General features: G+C 70.3%; 24 protein-coding genes. 12 read left to right on the top strand and 12 right to left on the bottom strand.

Annotated features, from left to right (window positions below; translation table 11 throughout):
• Positions 1–17 precede the first annotated feature (17 nt).
• The 5 genes from AMYNI_RS47045 to AMYNI_RS0106230 form a co-directional block, all read right to left on the bottom strand.
• A complete protein-coding gene (locus AMYNI_RS47045; RefSeq protein WP_020667129.1) occupies positions 18–536 on the bottom strand; it encodes a cupin domain-containing protein in 519 nt (172 codons plus the stop codon).
• 137 nt (positions 537–673) lie between these two features.
• Positions 674–1,690 (bottom strand): medium chain dehydrogenase/reductase family protein, encoded by a 1,017-nt coding sequence (locus AMYNI_RS0106245; RefSeq protein ID WP_020667128.1) that lies wholly within the window; start codon positions 1,688–1,690, stop codon positions 674–676.
• A 30-nt stretch (positions 1,691–1,720) separates the two neighbouring features.
• Positions 1,721–2,605 (bottom strand): NAD(P)-dependent oxidoreductase, encoded by an 885-nt coding sequence (locus tag AMYNI_RS0106240; RefSeq protein ID WP_245573884.1) that lies wholly within the window; start codon positions 2,603–2,605, stop codon positions 1,721–1,723.
• A gap of 50 nt (positions 2,606–2,655) precedes the next feature.
• A complete protein-coding gene (locus AMYNI_RS43735) occupies positions 2,656–3,108 on the bottom strand; it encodes an ester cyclase (RefSeq protein ID WP_020667126.1) in 453 nt (150 codons plus the stop codon).
• A gap of 194 nt (positions 3,109–3,302) precedes the next feature.
• Positions 3,303–3,719: a hypothetical protein gene (locus AMYNI_RS0106230; protein ID WP_020667125.1), complete on the bottom strand. Its 417-nt coding sequence runs from the start codon at positions 3,717–3,719 to the stop codon at positions 3,303–3,305.
• A 162-nt stretch (positions 3,720–3,881) separates the two neighbouring features.
• On the opposite strand from AMYNI_RS0106230, the gene AMYNI_RS0106225 reads away from it, so the two are divergent.
• From AMYNI_RS0106225 to AMYNI_RS0106195, 7 genes are all read left to right on the top strand, one after another.
• Positions 3,882–4,790 carry a hypothetical protein gene (locus AMYNI_RS0106225; RefSeq protein WP_040406580.1) on the top strand — a complete coding sequence of 303 codons (909 nt, stop codon included), beginning with the start codon at positions 3,882–3,884 and terminating at the stop codon, positions 4,788–4,790.
• Between the two features lie 44 nt (positions 4,791–4,834).
• The gene (locus AMYNI_RS0106220) at positions 4,835–5,653 is read left to right on the top strand and encodes an LLM class flavin-dependent oxidoreductase (protein WP_020667123.1); all 819 of its coding nucleotides are present in this window, start codon (positions 4,835–4,837) and stop codon (positions 5,651–5,653) included.
• Between the two features lie 133 nt (positions 5,654–5,786).
• Positions 5,787–6,542, top strand: coding sequence for a response regulator (locus AMYNI_RS0106215; protein ID WP_020667122.1), 756 nt, complete (start codon positions 5,787–5,789; stop codon positions 6,540–6,542).
• A gap of 112 nt (positions 6,543–6,654) precedes the next feature.
• A complete protein-coding gene (locus AMYNI_RS0106210) occupies positions 6,655–6,993 on the top strand; it encodes a TcmI family type II polyketide cyclase (RefSeq protein WP_020667121.1) in 339 nt (112 codons plus the stop codon).
• Between the two features lies 1 nt (position 6,994).
• Positions 6,995–8,941: an FAD/NAD(P)-binding protein gene (locus AMYNI_RS0106205; RefSeq protein WP_020667120.1), complete on the top strand. Its 1,947-nt coding sequence runs from the start codon at positions 6,995–6,997 to the stop codon at positions 8,939–8,941.
• A 152-nt stretch (positions 8,942–9,093) separates the two neighbouring features.
• On the top strand, positions 9,094–10,284 hold the full coding sequence (locus AMYNI_RS0106200) for a sensor histidine kinase (protein WP_020667119.1): 1,191 nt from the start codon (positions 9,094–9,096) through the stop codon (positions 10,282–10,284).
• A complete protein-coding gene (locus AMYNI_RS0106195; RefSeq protein ID WP_020667118.1) occupies positions 10,281–10,952 on the top strand; it encodes a response regulator in 672 nt (223 codons plus the stop codon). Before AMYNI_RS0106200 ends, AMYNI_RS0106195 begins: the two co-directional genes overlap by 4 nt.
• A 177-nt stretch (positions 10,953–11,129) precedes the next feature.
• On the opposite strand, the gene AMYNI_RS0106190 is transcribed toward AMYNI_RS0106195, so the two are convergent.
• From AMYNI_RS0106190 to AMYNI_RS0106175, 4 genes are all read right to left on the bottom strand, one after another.
• A complete protein-coding gene (locus AMYNI_RS0106190) occupies positions 11,130–12,386 on the bottom strand; it encodes an FAD-dependent monooxygenase (RefSeq protein WP_020667117.1) in 1,257 nt (418 codons plus the stop codon).
• A 126-nt stretch (positions 12,387–12,512) separates the two neighbouring features.
• Complete coding sequence (locus tag AMYNI_RS0106185) at positions 12,513–12,902, bottom strand: hypothetical protein (protein WP_020667116.1); 390 nt, start codon at positions 12,900–12,902, stop codon at positions 12,513–12,515.
• A 41-nt stretch (positions 12,903–12,943) separates the two neighbouring features.
• Positions 12,944–13,780, bottom strand: a complete 837-nt coding sequence (locus AMYNI_RS0106180; RefSeq protein WP_020667115.1) for an ABC transporter permease subunit — start codon at positions 13,778–13,780, stop codon at positions 12,944–12,946.
• Positions 13,780–14,700, bottom strand: coding sequence for an ABC transporter ATP-binding protein (locus AMYNI_RS0106175; RefSeq protein ID WP_020667114.1), 921 nt, complete (start codon positions 14,698–14,700; stop codon positions 13,780–13,782). Before AMYNI_RS0106175 ends, AMYNI_RS0106180 begins: the two co-directional genes overlap by 1 nt.
• Positions 14,701–15,085: 385 nt before the next feature.
• Here AMYNI_RS0106175 and AMYNI_RS0106170 point away from each other — a divergent pair, with 385 nt between their 5' ends.
• The 5 genes from AMYNI_RS0106170 (at position 15,086) to AMYNI_RS0106150 (ending at position 22,509) form a co-directional block, all read left to right on the top strand.
• Positions 15,086–16,507: a 3-deoxy-7-phosphoheptulonate synthase gene (locus AMYNI_RS0106170; protein WP_051116463.1), complete on the top strand. Its 1,422-nt coding sequence runs from the start codon at positions 15,086–15,088 to the stop codon at positions 16,505–16,507.
• Between the two features lie 15 nt (positions 16,508–16,522).
• On the top strand, positions 16,523–18,769 hold the full coding sequence (gene pabB / locus AMYNI_RS0106165) for an aminodeoxychorismate synthase component I (protein ID WP_040405553.1): 2,247 nt from the start codon (positions 16,523–16,525) through the stop codon (positions 18,767–18,769).
• Positions 18,759–20,339, top strand: coding sequence for a class I adenylate-forming enzyme family protein (locus AMYNI_RS0106160; RefSeq protein ID WP_020667111.1), 1,581 nt, complete (start codon positions 18,759–18,761; stop codon positions 20,337–20,339). Before pabB ends, AMYNI_RS0106160 begins: the two co-directional genes overlap by 11 nt.
• Positions 20,340–20,341: 2 nt before the next feature.
• Positions 20,342–21,913, top strand: coding sequence for a class I adenylate-forming enzyme family protein (locus tag AMYNI_RS0106155; protein ID WP_020667110.1), 1,572 nt, complete (start codon positions 20,342–20,344; stop codon positions 21,911–21,913).
• A gap of 125 nt (positions 21,914–22,038) precedes the next feature.
• Positions 22,039–22,509: a carboxymuconolactone decarboxylase family protein gene (locus AMYNI_RS0106150; RefSeq protein ID WP_040406570.1), complete on the top strand. Its 471-nt coding sequence runs from the start codon at positions 22,039–22,041 to the stop codon at positions 22,507–22,509.
• A gap of 183 nt (positions 22,510–22,692) precedes the next feature.
• On the opposite strand, the gene AMYNI_RS0106145 is transcribed toward AMYNI_RS0106150, so the two are convergent.
• The 3 genes from AMYNI_RS0106145 to AMYNI_RS43730 all read right to left on the bottom strand — a co-directional run bounded on the left by AMYNI_RS0106145 (position 22,693) and on the right by AMYNI_RS43730 (position 26,069).
• Positions 22,693–23,895, bottom strand: a complete 1,203-nt coding sequence (locus AMYNI_RS0106145; RefSeq protein WP_020667108.1) for an MFS transporter — start codon at positions 23,893–23,895, stop codon at positions 22,693–22,695.
• Positions 23,892–25,136, bottom strand: a complete 1,245-nt coding sequence (locus AMYNI_RS0106140; protein ID WP_169515705.1) for an FG-GAP repeat domain-containing protein — start codon at positions 25,134–25,136, stop codon at positions 23,892–23,894. The genes AMYNI_RS0106145 and AMYNI_RS0106140 overlap by 4 nt, the downstream gene beginning before the upstream one ends.
• A 102-nt stretch (positions 25,137–25,238) precedes the next feature.
• Entirely contained in the window at positions 25,239–26,069 is an 831-nt protein-coding gene (locus tag AMYNI_RS43730; RefSeq protein ID WP_211225460.1) for an aminotransferase class IV, read from the bottom strand.
• Positions 26,070–26,078 lie beyond the last annotated feature (9 nt).

Here is a 26,078-nt window from a genome sequence, read left to right as displayed (position 1 = left end):
CGGGGTGGGGCCGGTGCTCAGGCGCGCGGCGGGCCGAGCACCTTGCCGCCGTAGGCCTCCACCGCGGCGATGATGGCGCCGAAGTCCGGGATGTCGTCGGGGTTGAAGGCCGGGATCTCCAGGCGCTCGGCGGGCTTGCCGGTGTCGAAGAACCAGCCGTCGTAACCACCGGGGGTGCCCAGCACCAGCCACTTCGCGGTGGGCGACTCGACCTTGTAGGAGTGCGGCAGGTTGCGCGGGCCGAACAGGGTGGAGCCGGCCTCGAGGTTGTGCATGACGCCGTCGATCTCGATGCTGAGCTCGCCCTCGAGCACGTAGAACAGCTCGTCCTCACGGGTGTGCACGTGCACCGGCGACGCGTAGCCGGAGGTGGCGGTCTGCTCGGCGAGCCAGTACTGCCCGCCGGTCTCCTCACTGGTCGCCTTGAAGACCATCAGCGAGCCCATGTGCCAGATCGCCTTGCCCTGGTCCGACCCGAGGTCGAACGGCTTCAGGTCGGCGACATCGATGGTCACGGGGGGCTTCTCGTTGGACATGTGCACTCCCTTGTGTGTTTTCTGCTTCGACGGTTCTGGCTCTGTTTCAGGGTGGCGCGGCACCGGTCACCGGGGCATGGGCCGGATATCCCGGCAGGCTGGGAACAGATCCGGTGTCACGCAGGAAATTCGGCCGGCTACTCGGTCGTCACCACGATCTTTCCGGTGACCGCCCCGGATTCCAGGTCTCGCTGGGCGGTGACGGCCTCGCTCAGCGGCACCGTCTTGGCGATCATCGGCTCGATCTGGCCCTCGGCGAGCAGGCTCAGCACCTTGCCAAGGTCCTCCCGGTAGGCCTGCGGGTGGCTCTTTTCCAGTGCCCAGGCGTTGTAGAAGGTGGTGCGCCTGCCGTCCGGGATGAGCTTGGGGAAGGCGATTCCGCCGAGGAACCCCCATGCCCCGACCGCGGCCTTGGGCTTGCCGTCCACCAGCGCGGCGCTCTGGCCGTATGCGACCAGGATGCCGCCTTTTTCCAGCAGCGAGTACGAGCGGTGGAAGTGGAACCCGCCGATCGCGTCGAAGGCCGCGTACACCTTCTTTTCCGGCAGCCCGCGGATGATCTGCACGAAGTCCTCGCGCTGGTAGTCGATCGGGTGGCCGTTGTACTTCTCGATGATGTGCTGGTTCTTGGTGGAAGCCGAGCCCCAGCACTCGATGCCGGCAAGCTCGGCCAGCTGCAGGAAGGCGAGGCCGACCCCGCCGGACGCGCCGTGCACCAGCACCCGTTGTCCCGGCTTGGCGGCCGCCACCCGGTGCAGCATCTGGTAGGCGATGAAGTAGTTCAGCCCGGCCGCGACGGCGGTGACCGCGTCCACCCCGGCCGGCATCGGCACCACCCGCTCGGCGGGCAGCGCGATGCGTTCGGCGTAGCCGCCGGTGTTGACCACCGCCGCGACCGGCTGGCCCGCTTCGAGACCCTGCACCCCGGCGCCGACCTCTTCGACCACGCCGGCCAGGTCGTAGCCGGGGGTGAACGGCGGCTTGACCGAACCGGGAATGACCCCGAGCCGGTGCAGGATGTCGCCGTAGGAGATACCGGCCGCCTCGACCCGGACGATCACCTCACCCGGTTTCACCGGCCCGGTGTCCGAGATGGTGAGCTCCATCGTCTCGAGTCCCCCGGACCGGGCCACGTTCACGTGCTGGTAACGCATTTCTTCTCCCTGGTTCGGGGTTTCCGGGGCTCAGACGCCGGACTGGCGTTCGACCTCGGAGAGCACGGCGGCGCAGTCGAGATCGCCGAGCCCGGCGTTGACCGCCGCGGTGAGCACCTCGTAGCTGGCGCTGGTGGCCGGCATCGGTACGCCGTACCGCTGCGCGTCGCTCAGCGCGAGCATCAGGTCCTTGCGCATCAGGGCGAGCTTGAAGTCCGCGCGCTCGAAGTCGCGCCGGGCCATCGCGCCGGCCTTGAACTTCATCATCGGCGAGCTGTAGCCGCTGGCCGCGATCATCTTGATCAGCTGCCCGCGGTCGAGGCCGGCCTGCTCGCCGAACACGATCGCCTCGGCCAGCGACTGCATCTGCACACCCATCAACAGGTTCATCGCGACCTTCGCGGTGGCGCCCTTGCCGTGGTCGCCGAGGTGCACGACCTCCTTGGCCAGCACGTCGAAGACCGGCTGCAGCGCGGTCACGTCCGCCGCGTCGCCACCGATCATGAACCGCAGCTCGCCGTCCTTCGCGTGCTGGGCGTTACCCAGTACGCAGGAGTCCAGCGCCCGGTGGCCGGCGGCGGCCACCCGGTCGGCGAACGCGCGCGCGGCGTCCGGCGAGACCGTGCTCATGTCCGCGATGATCGTGCCGGGGGCGGCCGCCGCCAGCGCGCCACCGGTGCCGAACAGCAGGTCCTCCACCACGTCCGCGGTGGCCAGGCTCACCAGCAGCACATCGACGTCGCGCGCCGCGTCCGCGGGCGTCTCGGCCACCGTGATGCCGGGCCCGGCCAGCGCCTCGGCCTTGGCCCTGGTGCGGTTGTAGACCGAGACGGTGAAACCGCCGGCGGCCAGCCGGCTCGCCATCCCGGACCCCATCGCGCCGAGGCCGAGAAATCCGATCCGTTGCATTCCCATGTAATTCTCCAGTCGGTTCGCCGAACCGGTCGACGCAGGTGAGTGGGAGGTCAGTGCTTCGGCGGACCACCGGCGGGCGGGCCGCCGGCCGGGGCCAGCGCGCCGATCTCGATCAGGATCCGCGGCATGTCGTCGCTGATCCAGGACTCCACGACCTTGCCGTCGACGACGCGGTGCATGTCCACCCCGGAGACGTGGAACTTGCGGCCGGTCGGCGGCATCTGGCCGAGCTGACCGGTGTGCGTGCCGGTGGTGCTGAAGCGGTGTGCGACGTACTCGCCCTCACCGATCATGTGCTCGATGGTGCAGTGGAAGTCCGGGAAGGACTGGCGCCAGAACTCCACCGCCTTGGCGAAGGCGTGCGGCCCGGCGGGCAGGTTGAGATCGCGCGCGTGCACCACGTAGTCCGGCGAGAACACGTCGTCGAGGAAACTGACATCGCCGTTGTTCAAGCCTTTTTCTGTGATCATCCGAACGAGATCCATGTTGTCCTGGGTGGACATACTTACCTCCATACGCGGTGTGGGTGCAGTATCGACCTTGGCCCGTGAAGGTCCCTCGGTCATGAGTCGCCTGTCCCGGCTACCAGGGAACCGGCCCGTCACGGGAAGGAAGGGAACTCGGTCACCGATGAGCGCCGATGAATGCCGGGCAGCACGAATGCGCTCGTGGATGACAAAAACGCGCACGAGGTCGTTCAGGCGTCCTGTTTGTCGAAATCCGGTCGCTGCGCTGTCTTGGATCGGTACGCCTGCGCCACCGCGATGACCCCGAACAGGGCCCCGAAGAGCACGCCGACCTCCTGCAGCACGGCCCCCAGGAAGGGCAGGAAGTCGCCGGGGTCGCGCAGCCGCGCCCAGCTGGTCCGCTCCACGATGCCGGTGGTGATGACGTACGCAGGAGCGAGTAGGCCGAGCACGCTGACCCATCGCCACCTCGGCGCCAGCGCCAGCACGGCGGTGGCCACGCAGGCCAGGATGATCGGCCCCGGTGGCAGGCTGGAGTACCCGGGCACCACGAAGGCGGTCTGGACGATGATCCCGCCGGCGGCGACGAACAGGAAGGCCGCGTTCAGCTTGCTGGCCGGGCTCAGCGCGGTTTCGAATTCGGTCACTCGGGTAGCATGCGCGCCCCGGCCGGCGGAAACGTCCGCCCTGGGGCGTCCCTGCGCCTACGCAGGCTGACGTACTGGATGGCCGCAGAAGCGCAGCCCGGACTTACTCTCCCTGTGCCTTGCCGGTGCCCGAGCGCGGCACGGACAATGGTGAACATGGAAATGACCAGGTTGCACAAGGTGTGGCAGGCGCTGGGCCGCACCTGGATCGAGGGCAGGCGGGTGGAGCGGATCGCCTACGCGATCGGCACCGCGCTGTTCGCCAGCGGGCTGGTGCACGTGGTCGTGCTGCTGGTGACCGGTGCCTCCTGGTCGGGCCCGGTGTCCCTGCGCAAGGCGGCCACCTTCGGCCTGTCCTTCGGGCTGACGCTGATCACGGTGGCCTGGGCGACCTCGTTCGTGCGCATCCGGCCGCGGGCGCGCAACATCCTGCTCGGCGTGTTCACCACGTCCTGCGTGGTGGAGACGGCCGGGGTCAGCCTGCAGGCCTGGCGCGGGGTGCCGTCGCACTTCAACTTCGAGACCCCGTTCGACAACGTGGTCGCGATGACGCTGGCCGCCGGCGGCGGGATCATCATCCTGACCGCGATCGGCTTCGCCGCGTCGATCCTGATCGGTACCGGGGAGCTGTCGCCGAGCATGCGGGTGGCGGTGCGCTTCGGCTTCCTCACCCTGCTGGTGGCACTGGTCACCGGCGCGGTGATGATCGCCCGCGGCGTGGTGGAGGCCAGGGGCGGCAACCCGCAGCTCGCCTACACCACGGCCGGCGGGCTGAAGCCGCTGCACGCGGTGGCCATGCACGGCCTGCTGATCCTGCCGGGGCTGGCCTGGCTGCTGCGGTTCCTGGACTGGACCGAGCGGCAGCGGACGCAATTGGTGCTGCTCGCGTCGGCCGCGTACGGGGTACTGACCGTGGTGGTGGGTATCGAATCCTTCGCCGGCGTGTCTCCCTTCGCCGCTTCGCCGGTGGAGATGGTGGTCTCCGCGATCGCGTTGGCCGTGGTGGCCGGCTCGGGGGCGGTCGCACTGTACGGGCTGGTCAACGGCGACCGGGAAACCGTCAAGTCCTGACCGGGCGCGCGTCCGGTCCCATCAGCTAGCCCGAGGAGTTCGTCATGCCCGATCGTCCGTTCCGGTTCGGTGTGGTCGCCGGCTACGCGCCGGACATCCAGGCCGTCACCAGCGTCGCCCGCCGGGCCGAAGAGCTGGGTTTCGACACGCTGGTGACCCCCGACCCGATGGGCGCGCACGACCCGCTGACCGTGCTGTCCGGGGTGGCCGCGGTGACCAGCAGGCTGCGTTTCGGCACCTTCGTGCTGGCCGAGGCGTTCCGGGACAAGCGGATGCTGAGCTGGCAGGCGCAGACCCTGCACAACCTCTCCGGCGGCCGGTTCGAGCTGGGGCTCGGCACCGGGCGCCCGGGGTCCGAGCAGTTCGCCGCCGAGCTTGGCCGCGATTTCGGCTCGCCTGGTGAACGGGTGGCCGGGGTGGCCGAGCTGGTGGCGGAGCTGAAGGCGCAGGAGGACCGGCCGCGGCTGCTGCTGGCCGGTGCCGGCCCGAAGCTGCTCGGCCTCGCCGCCCGTGAGGCGGACATCGTGACCTTCACCTGGAAGCCGCAGACCACCGAGGCCGAGGCGGCGTCCATTGTGGACCGGTTCAGGGAGACCGCTGGCGCGCGCTTCGACGAGATCGAGCTGAACATCAACCTGATCGCGGTCGGCGACGAGCTGCCGACGCAGATGCAGAAGTACATCGGCATGAGCAGCGCCGAGCTCGCCGCGGCCGGTGCGGTGACGGTACTGCCGGGGACCGCGGCGGAGAACGCGGACGTGCTGCGCCGCTGGCGCGACGAACTGGGCATTTCCTACATTTCGGTCAATTCCGGTTTCCTGGAAAAGTTCGCGCCGATCGTGGAAATGCTCAGCGGAAGCTGATCGACTGAACGGTCGAGTGAAAACCCGGCCGAACGGGACGAATTCCCGTTCGGCCGGGATTTACGTCCCTGAATCCGCTGGGAACTCCTGAGACTTTCAACAGAAATGTTTCGCAGGCTAGGATCCGGTGCCGATGATCGTGCTCGTGAGGGCGGACGGGCGGTACGGCGAGCGGATCAGGGTACTGATAGGCGACGAGCACCCAGTTTTCCGGACCGGGCTGCGGAAGCTGCTCGAGGCCGATCCCGCCTTCGAGGTGGTCGGCGAGGCGGGCACCGGGAACGACGTGGTCAGCATGAGCGGCCAGCTGCGGCCGGACGCGGTGCTGATGGAGATCGCGCTGCCCGGTATCGACGGGATCATGGCCACCAGGGCGATCGCGGCGAGGGACCCCGGTGGGCAGCCCGGTGGACAGCCTGGTGGACGCGGTACCGCGGTGGTGATCCTGACCGTGCTGGAGGATCACGAAACGTTCTTCGCCGCGATGCGCGCCGGTGCCCGCGGTTATCTGCTCAAGGGCGCCAGCATGGATGACATCGGCAGGGCCATCGACACGGTCCGGCGCGGCGGGATCGCGTTCGGTCCGGGGGTGGCGAGCTGGGTCATCGAGCACCTGACCGAGCCGCGCGGCGGCGGCATGCCGTTCCCCGAGCTCACCGACCGGGAACGGGCGGTGCTGGAGCTGATCGCGGACGGCCGGGGCAACGCGGCGATCGCCCGCGACCTTGACCTGTCCATCAAGACGGTCCGGAACTACCTGTCCAGGATCTTCGCGAAACTGCGGATAGTGGACCGCACCGAAGCCGTGGTGCACGCGCGCCGGGCCGGTATGGGGCAGCAGAACCAGGACCTGTTTACCCGCATGGGGAACAGGTTCCCGCCGAGCTGAGGACGCGAGGCTCACGACGTTGGGATGGGCCGCTGCGGATACTTTTCCAGGAAAGTCGAAAACACGACTATCCGGCCGGGAAACATGTATTACTCACTCGATTGAGGCAAATATGCACAGGACGTTGATCGTCGCCAAGATCCAGCCCGATGCCGAGCGTCGCGTGGCGGAGATCTTCGGCGAGTCCGACCAGACCGAACTGCCCCGGGTGGCCGGCGTGCAGCACCGCTCGCTGTACCGGCTCGGTGACCTGTACGTGCACCTGCTGGAGACCGAGGTGACGGGCGACAGCGCGGTCGGCGACGCGCGCAAGCACCCCGAGTTCGCCAGGGTGAGCGGGCTGCTGGAGGAGCACATCACTCCGTACCTGCCCACCTGGAAGTCGCCGAAGGACGCGATGGCCGAATGCTTCTACAGCTGGGAGTCGAAGGACTCGGCGCGCAGGGCCTGAGATGACCACCACCCTTTGCGTCGTTGGCGCCGGGCCGCGCGGGATCTCCGTGGTGGAACGGATCTGTGCCAACGCGGCGGTTTCCGGCTCGTCCGCCCGCGTCGTGGTGCACCTGGTGGACCCGCTCGCGGGCGAGGGGGGCCGGGTGTGGCGGGTCGACCAGCCGCAGCGGCTGCTGATGAACACGGTCGCGTCGCAGGTGACCATGTACACCGACGAAAGCGTGGAGTGCGCCGGGCCGATCGTGCCGGGACCGTCGCTCTACGACTGGGCCAAGCGGCCGGGTTTCGGTGCGGCGTACCCGGCGCACGTGCGGGCGGAGGCCGGGGAGCTCACCCCGAACTCCTATCCGACCCGCGCGTTCTACGGGTACTACCTGCGCTGGGTGCTGCGGCGGCTGATCCGGTCCGCGCCCGCGCACATCCGGGTGGAGCTGCACCGCGCCACCGCGGTGGCGCTGCACGACGTCGCCGGCGGTTCGCAGGTGCTGGAGCTCGACGACGGCCGTCTTCTGTCCGGTTTGGACGCTGTGGTGCTGGCGCAGGGGCACGTGGACATGGTGCCCACCGAGGAGGAACGGCGGCTGGCGGAGTACTCGGCGGCTGGCGACGGCAAGGTCAGCTACCAGCCGCCGAGCAACCCGGCCGATGTGGACCTCGGATTCATCGGTGCGGGCGAGCCGGTCATGTTGCGCGGCATGGGGTTGAACTTCTTCGACTACCTGGAGCTGCTCACCACCGGCCGCGGCGGGCGGTTCGTCCGGCGCGAGGACGGCGGGCTGACCTACCGGCCTTCGGGTTGCGAGCCGTTGATGTACGCGGGTTCGCGGCGCAGCGTTCCCTACCACGCGCGCGGCGAGAACGAGAAGGGGCCGACCGGGCGGCACGAGCCGCGGGTGCTGACCCAGGACGTGATCGATTCGCTGCGGGCGCGGGGCGGCACGGAGTTCCAGCGCGACGTGTGGTCGCTGATCGCGCGGGAGGTGGGCGCGGTCTACTACCGCACGCTGATCTCCGAACGCCGCGGCGCGGCCGAGGCGGAGGCGTTCGTCGGGCGCTATCTCGCCGACGACGTCATCGCGGAGAAGTGGCTGCCCGGCCGGCACGGGGTCCGGCCGTCGGAACTGTGGGACTGGGCGCGGATCGCCCGTCCGTACGGCGAGCGCAGCTTCGGCGATCACGCCGAGTTCCAGAGCTGGCTGCTGGACTACCTGCGCGCGGACCTCGTCGAAGCCCGCCGCGGCAACGTGACCAGCCCGGTCAAGGCCGCCCTGGACGTGCTTCGCGACCTGCGCAACGAAATCCGGCTGGTCGTCGACCACAGCGGCCTCACCGGACGGTCCTATCGCGACGAACTGCGCGAGTGGTACACCCCGTTCAACGCGTTCGTCTCGATCGGGCCGCCAGCCCAGCGGATCGAGGAGATGATCGCGCTGATGCAGGCCGGGCTGCTGCAGGTGTTCGGCCCCGGCGTGCGGGTGGAACCCGCGCCCGACGGCGACGCCTTCCTGGTCAGCTCGGTCGCGATCCCCGGCCCGCCGGTGCGGGTCTCGGCACTGGTCGAGGCCAGGCTGCCGGAGATGGATATCAGGCGCACCAACGATCCGCTGATCAAATGCCTGCTGCGCACCGGGCAGTGCCGGCCGTACCTGATCCCGGACCAGCCCGGCGAGCACTACGAGACCGGTGGCCTGGCGGTGACCAGGCGGCCGTACCACCTGGTGGACGCCGACGAACGGCCGCACCCGCGGCGGTTCGCCTTCGGGGTGCCGACCGAGTCGGTGCACTGGGTCACCGCGGCCGGCATCCGACCCGGGGTGAATTCGGTCATCCTGGCCGATTCCGACGCGATCGCCAGGGCCTGCCTGTTCCCGGCCGAGGATCTGGACCTGGTGCTCGACGTCGCCGCCGAGCTGGACCGCCCGAAAGCAGGCGAAGCCGCACGGTAGGTCGGCCACGAGCCCAACGTGACGTTCGGCCAGTAGAACGAGCCAAACGTCACGTTGGGCTCGTTCCGGGGAGGACTTGCGTTCGGCGGGGCCGGCCGTATTCTCGAACCGTGACAGGCCGTCTGGACTTCGAAGCGACCTGAGGTCTTCGTATGCACCTCGCCAGGTTGCGCGCACTGCTGCCGTTGCGCGACCTCGCTTTCGCGGCCGGCTTCGGGATCTGTGTCATCTTCGGCACCATCGGCGCCGCCACCCTGCAGGCCGACCGGTCCCGTGCCATGGACTTCTGGGCGTACCTGCTGATCGTGCTCGCCGTGGTGGCGACCCTCGGCCTGCGCCGCACCGCCCCGGTATGGGCGCTGGCCGGCGGCATGCTCTCGGTCAGCGTGTACCTGTTCGAGGGCTATCCGTACGGGCCCGTGCAGCTGTGCATGGTGATCGGGATGTTCGAGGTGGCGCGGCTGCGCCCGCTGCGCGTCTCGCTGCCCGCCTGCGGGTTGGCTGCGGCCGCCGCCTCGGCCACGGTGCTGGTCAGGCTGATCGGGGACACCCCGTTGCCGTTGACGCTGGCCTGGATGGGCTGGATCGTGCTGCCATGGTCGCTCGGCGCGCTGCTGCACATGGCGCGGTCGGCGCGGGAACGGTCGCGGCAGGAGCTGGTGACCAGGGTCGCGCTGGAGGAGCGGATCAAGGTGGCCGGTGAGGTGCACGACGTGGCGGGCCACGGGTTCGCGGTGGTCGCCATGCAGGCCGGGGTCGCGCTGCTGGTGTTCGACGAGCAGCCCGAGCAGGCGCGCAAGTCGCTCGAGGCGATCCAGGCCACCAGCGCCAAGTCGCTGACCGAGCTGCGCACCATGCTGGATACCTTCCACCGCAACGATTCCGCGGCCGAAGGGGAGGAACCGCCGCCCGCGCCGGCGGACCGGGGACAGCTGCCGGACCTGACCCAGGACGCGGGTCTGGCCGGGCTCGGTGAACTCGTCGAACAGGTGCGCGCCGGCGGTCTGCCGGTGGAGCTCGAAATGGAGAACATGGACACGGAACTTGCCGGCGATATCGACGTGGTGGCCTACCGGGTGGTGCAGGAGTCACTGACCAATGTGCTCAGACACGCCGGGCCGACCAGTGCCGGTGTCCACATTGTCCGGTCCGGGGACGAGCTGCTGGTGCAGGTCGTGGACCGCGGGTGCGGTTCGGCCGGGGAGCAGCCGGCGCCCGGCCGCGGGCTGACCGGGATGCGCGGCCGGGTCGAGGACGTCGGCGGCAGGCTGGAGGCCGGGCCGCGCGAAGGCGGCGGTTTCCGGGTGTCGGCTCGTCTTCCGCTGGCCGGGGGTGCGCGATGATCAGGGTGGCGCTGGCCGACGACCACGAGCTGGTCCGGATGGGGCTGCGGGTGCTGATCGACCGCGAAGAGGACATGGCGGTCGTGGGCGAGGTGAACAGCGGCGAGGCGGCACTGGAGCTGATCCGGGCCGACCGGCCCGACGTGCTGCTGCTGGACATCCGGATGCCGGGCATGGACGGCCTGGAGACGCTGCGCCGGATCGGCGCGGACCCCGCGCTCGGTGGGACCCGCGTGATCGTGGTGACCACCTTCGAGGTCGACCAGTACGTCTTCGAGGCGTTGCAGGCCGGGGCGAGCGGGTTCATCCTCAAGGACACCGCGCCGGACGAGCTGGTACGGGCGATCCGGGTGGTGGCGGCGGGCGAGGCGCTGCTCTCGCCGTCGGTCACCCGGCGGGTGGTCTCGCTGTTCGCCAGCCAGGTGGCGCCGAGCGCGCCGCCTTCCGGTGCCCCGGTCGGCGGGCTGGACGAGCTGACCGACCGGGAGCGGGAGATGGTGGCCTGGGTGACCACCGGCTACTCCAACGAGGAGATCGCCAAGGAACTGGTGCTCAGCCCGGCCACCGTGCGCACCCACGTCAGCAGGGCGATGGTCAAGCTGCACGCTCGTTCCCGCGCCCAGCTCGTGGTCTTCGCCGTCCGCGCCGGCCTCACCATCGACCGCTGACCCGACTGGTCACGTCGTGTTTGCCGTTCCGGGCGGTGTGTTGGCCATCGCGGTCGGCGAGTTTGCCGTTTGCGGCGGCACCGCCGATTGCCGTAGCCGAACGATGACCGCCCGAACCGGCCAACTCGGTGTCGCAACCGGCAAACACGGCGGCGGATACGGCAAACACGGCGGGGGCTAGTAGGTGCCGGCTTTCTGGCGGATGGCGCCTCGGGGGCCGTAGGGCGCTTCGTCGAGCCAGGCGCCGAAGCGCGGGACGACCGGGGAGAGCCGCGCGGCGAGCGACTGGCGGGTGCGGGCCACCACGTTGCCGGCCCGCACGTGGGCCAGTCCGGCGCTGGCCGCGGCGCAGTTGTGGTCCCCGGCCTGTTTCCGCGCGTCGGCGAACTTGTCGACCGCGTCCTTCGCGCGCTCCGGGTTCGCCGAGCGCAGCGCGAGACCCACCGCGCCGGCGGCCGCGTCGGCGTCGGCGATACCGCTGTTCATGCCGCGAGCGCCGAGCGGGGCGAACAGGTGTGCCGCCTCGCCGGCGAGCAGCACGCGGCGGTGCCGGTCGGTGAACCGGTCGGCCACCAGCTGCAGGCACGGGTAGCGGGCGATCCACAGGATCCGGTCCAGGTAGCCGGGGTCGACCACCTTCGGCAACCACCGGCGGACCTCCTCCGGGCGGCCCATGATCTCCGCGTCCTCTTTCGTCCGGCACTGCAGGTCGACCTGCCTGCCGCCGGCGAACGGCACGATGAACAGGTTGCGCAGGTCCACCCTGGGGTGGCGGTAGTGGTTGATCCGCTCACCTGTCACAGAAGGCGCAGTGTCCACTGGGTCTTCGAGGTCGACCGCGACTCGGTAATCGGTGGAGCGCCCGCCCTCCAGGGTGATGCCCACCGCCTTGCGCACCGCGGACCGCCCGCCGTCCGCGCCGATCAGGTAAGGCGCCTGCCAGGAACGGCCGTCCGCGGTCAGCGCGGTGACGCCGTCCGGGGTGCTGCGCACGTCCTCGATCGGCGCGTCCCAGACGAACCGGACCCCGGCGTCCAGGCAGGCGTCCATCAGGAACTGCTCGGTGTCGATCTGGCGGAGGCTGGCGTAGGGCGGCAGGCTTTCGGTGTCCGGGGCCGGGTACTCCCTGGCGAACACCTCGCGGCCGCCGTAGAAGGTGCGTCGCGCCCGCCAGGTGATGCCGAACCCGGCGATCTTCATGCCGAGTCCCGGGCTCATCCGGTCGAGCCGGCGCAGGTTCTCCCGGTGCACGAACAGCGCGCGGCTGCCGGCCCGCACCCGGTCCGCCGGCTCGGCTTCGAGCACGGTCACGTCGATGCCGAGTGCCGATGCGGCCAGCGCGGAGGTCAGCCCGGCCGGGCCGGCGCCGACGACCAGCAGTTCGGGCCCGCTCCGGCCCGCTCCGGACGTACCGTTTTCTCGCCGACTGCTCACCCGTGCACTCCCGTCTGGCGGCGTTCACTAGCCGCATCGAGTCTGGGCCGCGCGGGCACGCCGGGGCAGGAGTCCCGCGTCACTTGCTCGGCGGGAAACTGCCCACCCCGGCTGGGAATGCCCGGTTCAGGAGGAGTGCTCCGCCGGTCGGCTCTTGGTGGCCCGCACGGTGGCGAGCACGCCGGCGACCAGCGCGGTGACCACCCCGATCAGCTGGATCACCGAGCCGATCGACGCGCCGGTGCCGTGCTCACCGGTCAGGTTGGGGAACCCGTCCGGCGAGACCAGGAACCCGACGACGACGAACAGGCCCATGAACGCGCCCACCGCCGGTGCCCAGCGCGCCTTGCTCAGCGCCATGAACACGGCGCCGATCAGCAGGATGATGATTCCAGGCGGCGGATAGAACGGGAATGCGACCCCGGCGGCCCAGAGGACCGCGATTCCGGCGGCGCCAACCAGCAGGCCCAGAATGGTGATGCCACGCGGTCCGGACAATGCGGTCTTTTCACTCATTTTTCTTCTCCCTGTTTCTTCTTGTTCCTTGTCGTGCGTATTCAGGTGATATCGCGGCGGTTCAGCAGAAACGCGCTGATCGCCGCGAATATCGCCAGGTAGCCGGCCAGCACGATGGCCGCCTGGACACCACCGACGGCCGCGGTGACGCCGGGGGTCCCGCCCGGCTCGCCCTGCCGCCCGACCCCGAGCGCCGCAGCGAGCGCACCGGCGTTGGTGCCGGGGAACCACCGCTGCACCGCCTCGGCGGGTGCCGAGACCGGGCCGAGTGCGCGCAGCACGGTCTCCACCACCAGCGCCCAGACCAGCCCGGGGCCCAGCGCCACGGCCGTGCCGCGCACCAGGAAGCCGAGGAACAGGCCGAAGCCCGCCCACATGCCGACGATCAGCCAGCCGGCCAGTACCCCGCGGGCCAGCTCGCCCGGCGGCGGCCAGTCCATCGGCCGTGACTCCACCGCCGCGACCAGCCAGGCCGCGGCCGCGTCGAGCACGAAGGTGGCCGACACGATCACCAGCATCAGCACCAGCAGCGCGGACAGCTTCCCGGCCAGCAGGGACAGCCGCGGCGGCCCCTGGGTGAAGATCACCTTCATGGTCTGCCAGCCGTATTCGCCGCCGGCGCAGAGCACCCCGAGCAGCAGCGCGAGCACCCCGGCGAACAGCGGGAACCCCTGGATCGAGGTGGGCACCAGGCCCGCCGGCAATGCCTGGGTGAACACCCGCTCCGCGATTTCCCGGCTGCCCGCCGAGGCGCGGTAGCCGAAGTACGGGAACACGTAGCCGAACAGCAGGCTCATCGCCAACCACACCCCGGCGATCAGCCAGCAGAGCGTGCGTTTGCGCAGCTTGAACAGCTCCGCGCGGAAGCCGGCTGGCATCAGGCACCACCCACCGGTGCTGGTGTCGGGCCGGCGCCGGTCACCTCGAGGAAGGTCTCCTCGAGCGAGCGTTCCACCCAGCCGAGGGTGCGGACCGCGATCCCGGCCAGCACCAGTGCGCGGTTGACCCGCACCGCGTCGTCCGGTTCGGCGCGCACCCGCAGCTCGTCCTGGTGCCGGACCACCCGGCCAGCCCCGAGCAGTCGCTCGACCAGTTCCTTCGCCCGGTCCAGCGGTTCCGCGGCCACGGCCAGCGTGGCGCCGCCGCGAAGCTCGTCCACGGTGCCCTCGCGGACCAGCCTGCCCCCGTCGATCATGCCCACCCGGTGGCAGATCTGCTGCACCTCGCCGAGCTGGTGGCTGGCCAGCAGCACGCTGCGCCGGTCCCGGCCCAGCCTGCGCAGCAGCACCCGCAGGTCGGCGAGGCCCGCCGGGTCCAGCCCGTTCGCCGGCTCGTCCAGGATCAGCAGCTCCGGGTCCTTGAGCAGCGCCCCGGCCAGGCCGAGCCGCTGCTTCATGCCGAGGGAGTAGGTGGCGAACCTGGCCTTCGCCCTGCCGGTCAGGCCGACGATCTCGAGCACCTCGTCGGCCCGGCTGTCCGGGACCCGGCAGTACCGCGCCAGTGCCCGGAGGTTGTCCCGGCCGGACAGGTAGGGGTAGAAGGCGGCGGAGTCCACCACCATGCCGATGCGAGCCAGCACCCGGGGATCGCCCGGTTCGCCGCCAAGCACCCGCACGACGCCCTCGGTCGGCCGGACCAGACCGAGCAGGATGCGCAGGGTGGTCGTCTTCCCGGCGCCGTTCGGACCGAGGAACCCGTACACCTCGCCACGGCGCACGGACAGGCTCACCCGGTCGAGGGCAAGGCTGTCGCCGTACCTCTTTGTCAAGTCGACGGTCTCGACCAGTAGCTCAGTCACCCCCTCAGCATGTGCGCCCGCTGGGCCGGAAACGTCCGCTCAGAACGGGCTGTTCCGCTACGCAAGGCTGCGTAGGGCAGGGCCGCAACAGCGCTTCCTGACCACCCGAAACCCGCTTTCGCGGCCGCCTCGGAACCGTGCTGGGAAGGGTCGCGAAGTTTCGCCCCGGCATTCCGTTCGGGGCCGGTATGTCCCGGCTTGCCTCGCAGAATCCCAGTTGTGCCAGGACCGTTTGCTCAAGACCGCGGGATGACCTGGAGCGAGGCTGTAAGACGCCAAAGGACGCGGTAGGCCCGAGCCGGGTGTGCGGAGTTCGAATTGGCTGGGGTTTGGGGCGCAACTGGGTGAGCGCCGGGTTCGGCGCCTGACTCGAAACGTGGTGAAGATGAACTGGTCAAGGCTGTCGCCTTCCCAACGGGTGGCGGGCACGTCCGACCGGGAGACGACCGAGGGCGTCCCGGCGCCGTGGAATCCCGATATCTGGCATTCGCTGCCCGCCAAACAGCAGCCGGACTGGACCACTCCTGGTATCAGCTGGGTTCGTGAAGCGCTGTTCTCGCTGCCCGCGCTGAGTACGCCCGCTGACGTACGCGCGCTGCTCGCGACGTTGAGCCGGGTGCAGGCCGCGGAGGCGTTCGTGCTGCAGGCTGGGGACTGCGCCGAGCCGTTCGGCAAGGCGGCCGTGGTCGGCGCGCGCAACAAGCACCGGCTGCTCGGCCAGATGGCGACGCTGATCAGCAAGAGCACCGCCTTCCCGGTGGTCACGGCGGGACGGCTGGCCGGCCAGTTCGGCAAGCCGCGGTCCCAGCCGACCGAACTGGTCGAAGGCAGGCGCCTGCCGTCCTTCCGCGGGCTGATCGTGAACGGGGCGGAGCCGACCGAAACGGCCCGCCGCCCGCACGCCCCGCGGCTGCTGGACGCATACCAGACCGCGTACCGGGTGTTCGAGGAACTGCACAACCTCTCCGGCCCGGTCACCGCCGGGGACGGCGAACCGGGCGGGGTACGCCCGGCGCGGTGGTGGTCCACCCCGCCCGGTTCGCTTTCCACCGGGGCGCACTCCTACGGCCAGACCAGGCAGCGCGACGGCTCCTGGCTCCACAATGGACTGTGGTCCAGCCATGAGGCGCTGGTGCTCGACTACGAGGAGCCGCTGACCCGGCGGGATCCCGAGACCGGGCGGTGGTACCTGAGCAGCACCCACCTGCCGTGGATCGGGGCCCGCACCAACCAGCCGGACGGCGCGCACGTGCGGTTCCTCGCCGGGGTGGCCAATCCGGTCGCCTGCAAGGTCGGGCCGGACACCGACCCGGCCGAGCTGGTCCGGATCTGCGCGCGCCTCGACCCGGACCGGACTCCCGGCCGGCTGACCCTGATCGCCAGGCAGGGCGCCGCGATGGTGCGGGACCGGCTGCCGGCGCTGGTCCGCGCGGTGCGCGCGGCGGGGCATCCGGTGATCTGGATGTGCGATCCGATGCACGGCAACACGGTGAAGACCTCGACCGGGCTCAAGACGCGCTACTACGACGACATCGTCGACGAACTGCGGGGGTTCTTCGACGTGCTGGTGGCTCTTTCCGAGTGGCCGGGCGGGGTGCACCTGGAGGTGGCCGGCGACGACGTGACCGAATGCGTCGGCGGAGGCGGTCCGATCGTCTCCGAACTGCCCACCGCCTACCGGTCACTGTGCGATCCGCGGCTCAACGACGTGCAAGCGCTTTCGCTCGCGCAGGAGATCGCGGACCTGCTCACTTCCGCCGCGGCCACCCTGTCGGATGCCGCCCGCCTGCTGGCCGCGAACAACTAGGGGGACGAAAGCCCAATGCGGACATTGCTGATCGACAACTACGACTCCTACACCTACAACCTCTTCCAGCTGATAGCCGAGGTCAACGGTGTGGAGCCGACGGTCGTCCGGAACGACCTCCCCGACGGGGAGCGGCTCGACCTCGGCGCCTTCGACAACATCGTGATCTCGCCGGGACCCGGTCATCCCGCCCGGCCGCACGACTTCGGCATCTGCACCGACGTGCTGCGCCGGACCGAGATCCCGCTGCTCGGCGTGTGTCTCGGGCACCAGGGGATCGCGGCCGTCGAGCAGGGCGAGGTCGGCCCGGCGCCGCAGGCGCGGCACGGGCACCTGACCAAGGTCACGCACGACGGCGAGGACCTGTTCGCCGGTCTGCCCACCGAGTTCACCGCGGTCCGCTACCACTCGCTGCGCACCATCGAGCCGCTGCCGTACAGCCTGGCCGCCACCGCGTGGGCCGAGGACGGCGTGATCATGGGGCTGCGGCACCGGGAGCGGCCGCTGTGGGGGCTGCAGTTCCACCCGGAGTCGGTGGCCAGCGAGTTCGGCCGTGAGCTGCTGGCGAACTTCCGGGACATCACCGCCGAGCGGCAGCGCGACGGCAGCTCCGCCCCGGCCGGCAGCACGGTCAGGGTGCGTGGCAACGGTGCGCGGGTCAACGGCCACCACGGAAACGGGCACCCCGCGCACAGCGCCCGCAACGGCAGGACGCCGGACAAGCCGGCGCCGGTGCAGTACCACCTCCGGGTGCGCATGCTCGAGTTCGCGGTGGACACCGAGTCGGCCTTCTCCACGATCTTCGCCGGTTCGCCGAACGCGTTCTGGCTGGACAGTGCGCACGTGGAACCAGGCCTCGCCAGGTTCTCCCACCTCGGCGACGGCTCCGGCCCGCTGGGCGAGTCGGTGAGCTACCAGGTCGGCGACGGCAAGGTGATGGTCACGCCGAGCAGCGGCGTGACCCACCAGGTGCCCGGCACCATCTTCGACTACCTGGAGACCGAGCTGGAGCGGCGCGACGTGGTCACGCCCTACCGGCTGTCCTTCGACCACCCCTGCGGGTACGTCGGGTACTTCGGCTACGAGCTCAAGGCGGACTGCGGCGCGGCCAACAAGCACGTGTCGGCGAACCCGGACGCCCAGTGGATCTTCGCGGACCGGGCGGTGACGGTCGACCACGAGAAGCGGCGCACCTACATCCTGGCGCTGGACGACGACACCCCGGAGGGCTTCCGTACCTCCTCGGAGTGGCTGCGTTCGGTGATCGGCACGCTGGTCGACTGCGCGGCCCCCGGCGACGGAAACGGCAACGGCAACAACGGGCGACGCCGCCAGGCCGCGGTGGACCCGGCCGTGGTCGAGCCGTGGCTGGTCCGCGACCGCGAGCAGTATCTGTCCGATGTGGACGCTTGCAAGGACAAGCTGCTGGCCGGCGAGAGCTACGAGATCTGCCTGACCAATGCGGCGCAGATCCCGGCCACCGGGGACGGTTTCCAGTTCTACCGGGAGCTGCGGCGCTGCAACCCCGCGCCGTATGGGGCCTACCTGCGGTTCGACGAGATGCACGTGGCCTGCTCGTCGCCGGAGCGCTTCCTGCGGATCGACCGCGACCGGGTGGTGGAGACCAAGCCGATCAAGGGCACCGCCCGCCGGGGCAGCACCCCGGAAGAGGACGAGGCGCTGCGCGCGGAGCTGACCACCAGCGCCAAGACCTACGCGGAAAACCTGATGATCGTCGACCTGCTGCGCAACGACCTCGGCCAGGTGTGCGAGGTCTCCAGCGTGCACGTGCCGAGGCTGATGGCCACCGAGACCTACGCGACGGTGCACCAACTGGTCTCCACCGTGCGCGGCACGCTGCGCCAGGACACCAGCGTGATCGACTGCGTGCGGGCCTGCTTCCCCGGCGGCTCGATGACCGGCGCGCCCAAGCTGCGCACGATGGAGATCATCGACTCGCTGGAGACCATGGCCAGGGGCGTCTACTCCGGCACGATCGGCTTCTTGGGCTGCGACGGCACGGCGGACCTGAACATCGTGATCAGGACCGCGGTGCTCACCGACGGCCAGTGGCACGTCGGGGCGGGCGGCGCGATCGTGCTCGACTCGGACGCGGTCGAGGAGTACGACGAGATGCTGCTCAAGGCCACCGCCACCCTGCGCGCCCACCCGCTGATCGGCGGACCGTCCGAACTGGACTCCGAAGACTCCGCTGCTGAGGTCGGCGTGCCGAGCGAGGAGGGCAGTCACCTTGTCGCTTGACCGCGCCCTCAAGACGTCCACTTTGGACATTTCGGTGCCGAACTACGCCGCCCAGCTGGAAGCGATGGCCGTGCGCAACGGCTGGCTGCGGCGCACCGCGTTCTTCACCGAAGAAGGGCCGTGGACCTACGGCCGCCTGTACGACACCGCGGCGCGGGCGGTCACCGTGCTGCACCGGCACGGGGTGCGGGCCGGCGACCGGGTGATGATCGTGGCACCGGACAGCATCGCCTGGGTGGTGGCCTTCCTGGCCACCGCGCGGGCCGGCTGCACGGTCGTCCCGGTCAACCCCGACCTGACCGCGCAGGACCACCTGTTCATGGCCGCCGACTGCGACGTGAAGCTGGTGGTCACCACCGAGGAGCTGGCGGGCAGGTTCGACGCCGGCCGCTTCCTGGACGTGGGGCGGCTGCTGGCCGAGGCCGCGGTCGCCGGTGCCGCCGCCCCGGCGCCGGCCGGCGTGCCGTTGTACGTGCACTACACCTCGGGCACCACCGGGCGGCCGAAGGGTGTCGTCCATCCACAACGGAATCCGTTCGCCTACCACGAGACCGTGGGCAGGGCGATCGACGTGCGGCCGGACGACGTGACGCTTTCGGTGTCCAAGCTGTACTTCACCTACGGGTTCTGCAATTCCATGGTGTTCCCGCTGTTCTCCGGCTCCTCGGCGGTGCTCATCTCGGACCGCCCCGCCCCGGGCATGATCGGCGAACTGGTGGCCCGCTACCAGGTTTCCCGGCTCTACGCGGTGCCTTCGTGGTTCGGCCGGATGGCGGACGAGGCCGACCCCGCGCTGTTCGGCTCGGTGCGCGGCGCGGTCTCCGGCGGTGAGCGGTTCACCAAGGACATGACCGACCGCTCGGCCGAGTTCCTCGGCGCCCCGGTGCTGAACCAGCTCGGCGCCACCGAGATCGGCTGCGCGGCCACCGCGAACACCTTCGGCCACAACGTGCCCGGCACCATCGGCCGGGCGGTGCCCGGGTTCGAGGTCGAGCTGCGGGACGAGAACCGTCGCCCGATCGGTGACGAGACCGAAGGCGACATGTGGGTGCGCGGCGCGGCGATGATGCGCGAATACCTGAACCGCCCCGACGCCACCGAAGCCGTGCTGGTGGACGGCTGGCTGTACACCCGCGACCGCGCGGTCCGGCACGCCGACGGCACCTTCACCCATGTGGCCAGGACCGACGACCTGGAGATGGTCGGCGGTATCACCATGTCGCCGATGGAGGTGGAGGACGTGCTCCGCACCCACCGCGGGGTGCGCGAGGTGGCGGTGGCCGCGGTCGCCGACTACCGGGGTGCCACCAAGCTGCGCGCGTTCGTGGTGGCGGCGCCGTCGCCGCCCGAGCTCGAGTCGGAGCTGGAGGCCGAGCTGATCGCGCTGGCCAGGAGCAGGCTGGCGCCGTACAAGGTGCCGCGTTCGGTGCAGCTGGTCGACTCCCTGCCGCGCACCTCCACCGGCAAGCTGCGCCGGTTCGTGCTCCGGCAGACGGTCGAGAACACCACAGTGAACGTCACCGAAAACGCCGCCGGACCGAATTCACTCCAACTGCCGAACAAGGGGTAGTCATGTCGAACGATTCCGCCGATCTGGCCTTCCAGATCGGCCTGATGTTCCAGCACGCGGCTCAGCGGCATGGCGCGGTCAAGGTCACCCTCGACCAGCCGTTGCAGCTGGCGCCGGACGCGGGCGTGGACACCACGGTCGGCGAGCTGGCCGACCGGGTCGCTGAGCTGTCCGCGCGGCTGTGGGCCGCCGGGGTGCGGCCGACCGAACGGGTGGCCATCTACAAGACGAACAACTTCGACATCGCGCTGCTGGCCTGCGCCACGGCCAGGATCGGCGCGGTGCCCGCGCTGCTCTCGCCGGCGCTGAGCCCGGCGCTGGCCACCGAGCTGCTGCGGCGGATGGAGAAGCCGTGGCTGATCACCGACGCGAACAAGATCGACGCGTCCTTCGACGGCACGGCACCGGCCGAGGAGGTGCGCCGGGTGCTGCTCTCCGCCGGCCGGGAGCTGCCCAACACCACGCCGCTGTCCGAGTTCGCCGGCGCGCCCGCGCGGGACGCGGTGCAGCTGCACCCGCGCCAGCCCTCGCTGATCACGCACAGCTCGGGCACCACCGGGGTGCCCAAGCTGGCGGTGCACTGCGGTGACTCGCTGCTGCACCGGCTGCGCCCGCAGAAGATCATGGCCTGGCCGATCCGGAAGGAGACGGTCGCGCTCTGCATGACCTTCGTGCACTCCCGGTTCTACAACGCGCTGCGGGTTTTCCTCGACTACGGCAACCCGCTGGTGATCGCGGTGGACACCGACCCGCGGCGGATCGGGCCGCTGTTCGCGCGCACCCGTCCCGGTTTCATCGAGACCCAGCCGAACACCTACATCGACTGGGAGGAGCTGGCCGACGCGCCGCAGGCGCCGCTGTCCAGCGTGAAGGTCTTCGGTGCCACCTTCGACGCGATGCATCCGCGCACCATCCAGCGGATGCTCTCCTCGTCGCGGCGGCGGTCGCCGGTCTTCGTGCAGCTCTACGGGCAGTCCGAGACCGGCCCGGTGTGTGCGCGCTGGTTCACCCGGCGCTCGGCGGACAAGACCGACGCCAGGTGCGTCGGGGTGGCGGTGCCCTGGTTCGTGAAGCTGCGGGTCACCGGTGCCGACGGCAAGAAGGTCGGCCGCGGCGAGCCGGGCCACCTGGAGGTGAAGATCCGCAGCCGGATCTTGACCTACCTCGGCGAGCACAAGCGCTACGAGGAGGTGCTCAACGGCAAGTGGTGGAAGATGGGCGACATGGGCTTCCGCGGCCGCTGGGGCGAGGTCTACCTGATGGACCGCGAGGTGGACCAGATCGACTCGATGGACAGCAACCTCAAGGCCGAGGACATGCTGATGTCCCGGCTGGACGAGCTGCGGGAGATCGCCATCGTGGCCGGCCGCTCCGGCGAGCCGGTGCCGGTGGTGTGCACCAGGGGCGAGCGTCCGCTCGACCTCGACCGCTGGCGGCTGGCCACCGCGGACCTGCCGACGATGGCAGACCCGGTGCAGCTGCCGTTCGACGAGGTGCCGCGGACCTCCACCTGGAAGGTCCAGCGGCTGGAACTGACCCGGCTGCTGCAGAAGACCAGCGGCCAGCCGTCTTGACGGACTAGCCTGGTGGCCTAAAGCCATGCAGGAGAACACAACTAGCAGAGACCTTTCCCTGACCTTTCCCCGACCTTTTCCCCGCCTTTCGGCGGCTGGGGGAGCAACACCGATTGGAGTTCGGTTTGAAGACTCGGATTGACCTCGGCAAGGCCTGGCCGGAGGCGAAGAACGCGCTGTTCGCGCTCGACGCGCTGGTGGCCGACTCCGGTCTGGACCACACCCTGCTCGAGCTGATCAAGATTCGTGCCTCGCAGCTCAACCAGTGCGCCTTCTGCCTGGACATGCACACCAAGGATGCGCGCGCGGCCGGCGAGACCGAGCAGCGGATCTACGCGCTCAACGCGTGGCGGGACACCCCGTTCTACACCGACGAGGAACGCGCCGTGCTGGCGCTGACCGAGGAGATCACGCTGATCGCCGACGAGGGCGTCTCGGACGAGGCGTGGGACGAGGCCGCCAAGCACTTCGACGAGGCCACCCTCGGCCGGATCGTCACCGCGATCATCGCCATCAACGCGTGGAACCGGCTCGGCATCACCCAGCGCCGCCCGGTCGGCGGCTACAAGGCCAAGGCCCCCGCCGCCGTCGGCTGATTCCCCTCAGTGCCCCTGAAGGCCACCTTCCTGCTCACCCATGCAGCGAAGGTGGCCTTCACTGCGTTGGCGATGCAGCGAAGGCCACCTTCGCTGCGTTGAACGCAGGCAAGGTGGCCTTCGCTGCATCCGCCCAAGGGCAAATAGCCGACTTTTTGCCCTTGGGTGGACACACGGAGACGGTCAGCGGGGGCGGAAGCGTTCGGCGGTGAGGAGCAGGGCGGCACCGGCCAGCTGCAGCACGCAGATCGCCACCAGCACGGTGGTGAAGCCGCTCCCGCCGAGCAGTGAGACGAGCTGCGGTCCCAGGCTGGCGCCGGCCATCAGCGAAAAGGTGTACAGCGCGACCCCGGCGCCTCGGGCCGGCCCGGAGAGCATGCCGGTCAGCTCGGTCAGCCCGGGGGACACCGCCGCGATGGCGGCGACGAAGAGGAACAGCAGCGCACCGATGGTGAGCAGCGAGGAACCGCCGGCGAAGGCCAGCCCGAGCACCGCCGCGGCGCCGATCACCAGCGCCAGTGCGGCACGGAAGGTGGCCCGCAGCTTCGCCAGAACCGGCGCCAGGAACGGGATCGCCACCAGTGCCGGCAGTGCGCTGGCCCGCAGGCCGAGCAGCACGTCCGGCCGGCCGAGCTCGTCCGGGCCGAGCAGTTGCAGCGCGGTGTAGACGGCCACGAAACTGCCCAGCACGGTCAACGCGCCGAGGTCGATCAGCAGCAGCACCGGCCGGGTGACCAGTTTCGCCATGGCACCGAAGAAGCTGCCGAGGCTGCCGCGGGCACCGGTGGCCTGCTCGGGCAGCATCACCACCCGCAGCGTCGCCGCCAGCGCCGCGACCAGGCAGGCGTTGATCACGAACACGCCGCGCCAGCCGCCGATCGGCAGCAGCGCCTGCGCCACCAGTTGCCCGGTCACGGTGGACGCCACCATCGCGGTGACCAGGCAGGTCAGCGCCACCGAGCGGCGGGCTGGCGCGATCCGCTCGGTCAGGTAGGCCAGTGCCGCGGGGGAGAACCCGGCGGCACCGATGCCCTGTGCGATCCGGCAGGCGATGGCCACCGGCAGGGAAGGGGCGAAGGCCGCGACGACCGTCGCGACCGCGAGCACGCTCAGCCCGGTGACCACCACCCGGCGCCTGCCCAGCCGGTCCGACAGCGGCCCGGTGAGCAGGAACCCGCCCGCGTAGGCAAGGCCGAAGGCCGTGGTCGTCCAGGTCACCGCGGAGGCCGTGGTCTGCCAGTCCGCCGCCATCGCGGAGAACAGCGGCAGCACCAGGTACATCTGGCCGACCACCAGCAGCCCGCTGATCGTCATCACCAGCACCGTGCGACCGAACGGCGCGGTGCTGGCCACCGCGCCGTCCGGCCGCACCTCGGGCTTGGTCAACTCTTCGCACCCTCGTTGAGCCAGACCACCATGGAGTTCTTGGTCAGGTTCGCGGTGGCAAGGTCGACCCGCTTGTCGCCGTTGAGGTCCACCGGCTGGACCGAGACCATCAGGCCCTCCATCAGGAACTGGCTGTGCTCGGTGAAGCTGCCGTCACCCTTGCCGAGCAGCAGCGCGACACCGGCACCCTTCTCGTTCGGCGGCGGCGGCGAACCGGGGTCGCGGCCGCTGTCCGGGGAGACGGTGGTGACGATGTCCAGCACGCCGTCGCCGTTGAAGTCGGCCGTGGTCATCTCGTTCAGCGCGGTGCCGGTCGAATACTCCTTGGGCTCGGAGAACCCACCGCGGCGCTTGCCGAGCAGCACGGACACCTTGTTCTTGATGAACTGGCCCGCCGCGATGTCGGTGACGCCGTCGCGGTTGAAGTCGCCGGTCACCACGTCGTTCACCGCCATGCCGGCCGGGTAGTTCCGCTGCTCGCGGAAGCTGCCGTCGCCCTTGCCGAGCAGCACCGAGACCGAGTCCTTCACCCGTCCGAAGTTACCCGTGATCAGGTCCGGCACGCGGTCACCGTTGATGTCGCCGACGGTCAGGCCCTGCGGCCCTGGGCCGACCTCGAACGTCCGCTCCTCGCGGAAGGTGCCGTCGCCCTTGCCAAGCGCCACGGACACGTTCGCGGCGAAGTTGTTGCTGGCGATCAGGTCCTGCTTGCCGTCGCGGTTCAGGTCCGCGGTCGCCACCTGGGTGGGGCCGAAGCCGAACGGGACGACCTTCGGTTCGCCGAAGCTGCCGTCGCCCTTGTTCGGGTAGAGCAGCACGTTGCCGGCCGGGTTGCCGCCGGAGAGCACGATGTCGGCCTTGCGGTCGCCGGTGAAGTCCGCCGACGCGATGTCGAAGGCGAGGAAGTAGGGCAGCTTGGGGGCGGTGTAGTCGACCTTCTCGCCGAACGTGCCGTCACCCTTGCCGGCGAAGACGGAGATCGAGTTGCCGCCGTTGCCGGTGGCCACGTCGACCTTGCCGTCGCCGTTGAAGTCCGCGTACGTGACGGCCCAGGCGCGGACGCCGGCCGGGTACTCCACCGGAGCGGAGAAGCTGATCTGCGCGGGCTTGGCGATCGGCTGGGCCGAAGATAGGGCCTCCGGCTCCGCGCTTTCTTCGGCTTGCGCGGCGGTGACCACCGAGGCAGCGGCCACCACGCTCAGTGGTAGGGCCAGTTTCCAGAGCTTCTGTCGTTTGTTCACCAACGGTCCCTCCGCATTCTTGTGTGAACTTGGCGGCTCGTCCTCGGTGGGGACTCGAGGGGCAAGCTGCTGAGAGATCATGACCTCCCGAATGTCCCAGGGTCAGGGGGCCCCGATCTCGGACATTCGGGATATCTCCCGCTCTCCGTTGGGTCTTTTTGGCAGTGCCACCGCTGCTTCCTGCCACCAGCGGCGCCACGACGGGGCTCGTACCGCCGGGCCTGCCGGCACGTCGCTGCCGGCCCACGCGGTCACCGGCCGGATCCCGTGCAGCGCGTTGGCCAGCCAGACTTCGCGGCCGGCCAGTTCGCTCAGCCTGCGCCGGGAGCTGCGCACGGTGATGCCGCGTTCGGCGGCGGCCTGCCGGATCAGCGCCACGGTCACGCTCGGCAGCACCCGCCAGCTCGGGTCGGGCAGGCAGAGCTGGTCGCCCTCCCACCACAGCACGCTGGACGTGGCCGCCTCCAACACGTAGCCGGAACCGGTGGTCAGCAGCGCCTCGTTCGCGCCGGCCTCGACGGCCCGGTGCCGCAGCTCGCCGAGCCGGTCCAGGTCCGGGCCCTTGCGCCGGGGGACGGCCCGCGGGTCGCCTTCGCCGTGCACCCAGACCACGACCTGCTCGGTCCTGGCCGGCGCCGGCCGCACCCGCAGGCGCAGTTGGGCGCCCCCGGGTGCGGCCACCAGCTCCACCCTCGGGAACCAGGTGCCCGCCCTGGGCAGTCGGGCCACCGCGGCCTGCCAGAAATCGTCCACTTCGGACGGTTCGGGGCCGCCGGCGTCGGCGCAGCCGGCGGCGAACCGGCGCCGGTGCGGCTCCAGCCCGCGCATCCGGCCGTGCTCCAGCAGCCAGGAGTCGGCGACCAGCAGCCTGGCCGGCCCGGCGTCGGCGGGCCGCAACCCGTGGCCCTGCCGCCAGCCCCATACGTCGTTCACGGTCTCGGA

The sequence above is a fragment of the Amycolatopsis nigrescens CSC17Ta-90 genome, assembly GCF_000384315.1.
GTDB classification, from domain to species: Bacteria; Actinomycetota; Actinomycetes; order Mycobacteriales; family Pseudonocardiaceae; genus Amycolatopsis; species Amycolatopsis nigrescens.
The sequence above is the reverse complement of the archived record's forward strand: the minus strand, read 5'-3'. Positions and strand labels throughout refer to the sequence as shown.

Coding starts and splice junctions, on each gene's coding strand:
- AMYNI_RS47045 (WP_020667129.1), bottom strand. CDS start 536: ATGTCCAACGAGAAGCCCCCCGTGACCATCGATGTCGCCGACCTGAAG.
- AMYNI_RS0106245 (WP_020667128.1), bottom strand. CDS start 1,690: ATGCGTTACCAGCACGTGAACGTGGCCCGGTCCGGGGGACTCGAGACG.
- AMYNI_RS0106240 (WP_245573884.1), bottom strand. CDS start 2,605: ATGGGAATGCAACGGATCGGATTTCTCGGCCTCGGCGCGATGGGGTCC.
- AMYNI_RS43735 (WP_020667126.1), bottom strand. CDS start 3,108: ATGTCCACCCAGGACAACATGGATCTCGTTCGGATGATCACAGAAAAA.
- AMYNI_RS0106225 (WP_040406580.1), top strand. CDS start 3,882: ATGACCAGGTTGCACAAGGTGTGGCAGGCGCTGGGCCGCACCTGGATC.
- AMYNI_RS0106220 (WP_020667123.1), top strand. CDS start 4,835: ATGCCCGATCGTCCGTTCCGGTTCGGTGTGGTCGCCGGCTACGCGCCG.
- AMYNI_RS0106215 (WP_020667122.1), top strand. CDS start 5,787: ATGATCGTGCTCGTGAGGGCGGACGGGCGGTACGGCGAGCGGATCAGG.
- AMYNI_RS0106210 (WP_020667121.1), top strand. CDS start 6,655: ATGCACAGGACGTTGATCGTCGCCAAGATCCAGCCCGATGCCGAGCGT.
- AMYNI_RS0106205 (WP_020667120.1), top strand. CDS start 6,995: ATGACCACCACCCTTTGCGTCGTTGGCGCCGGGCCGCGCGGGATCTCC.
- AMYNI_RS0106200 (WP_020667119.1), top strand. CDS start 9,094: ATGCACCTCGCCAGGTTGCGCGCACTGCTGCCGTTGCGCGACCTCGCT.
- AMYNI_RS0106195 (WP_020667118.1), top strand. CDS start 10,281: ATGATCAGGGTGGCGCTGGCCGACGACCACGAGCTGGTCCGGATGGGG.
- AMYNI_RS0106185 (WP_020667116.1), bottom strand. CDS start 12,902: ATGAGTGAAAAGACCGCATTGTCCGGACCGCGTGGCATCACCATTCTG.
- AMYNI_RS0106180 (WP_020667115.1), bottom strand. CDS start 13,780: ATGCCAGCCGGCTTCCGCGCGGAGCTGTTCAAGCTGCGCAAACGCACG.
- AMYNI_RS0106170 (WP_051116463.1), top strand. CDS start 15,086: ATGAACTGGTCAAGGCTGTCGCCTTCCCAACGGGTGGCGGGCACGTCC.
- pabB (WP_040405553.1), top strand. CDS start 16,523: ATGCGGACATTGCTGATCGACAACTACGACTCCTACACCTACAACCTC.
- AMYNI_RS0106155 (WP_020667110.1), top strand. CDS start 20,342: ATGTCGAACGATTCCGCCGATCTGGCCTTCCAGATCGGCCTGATGTTC.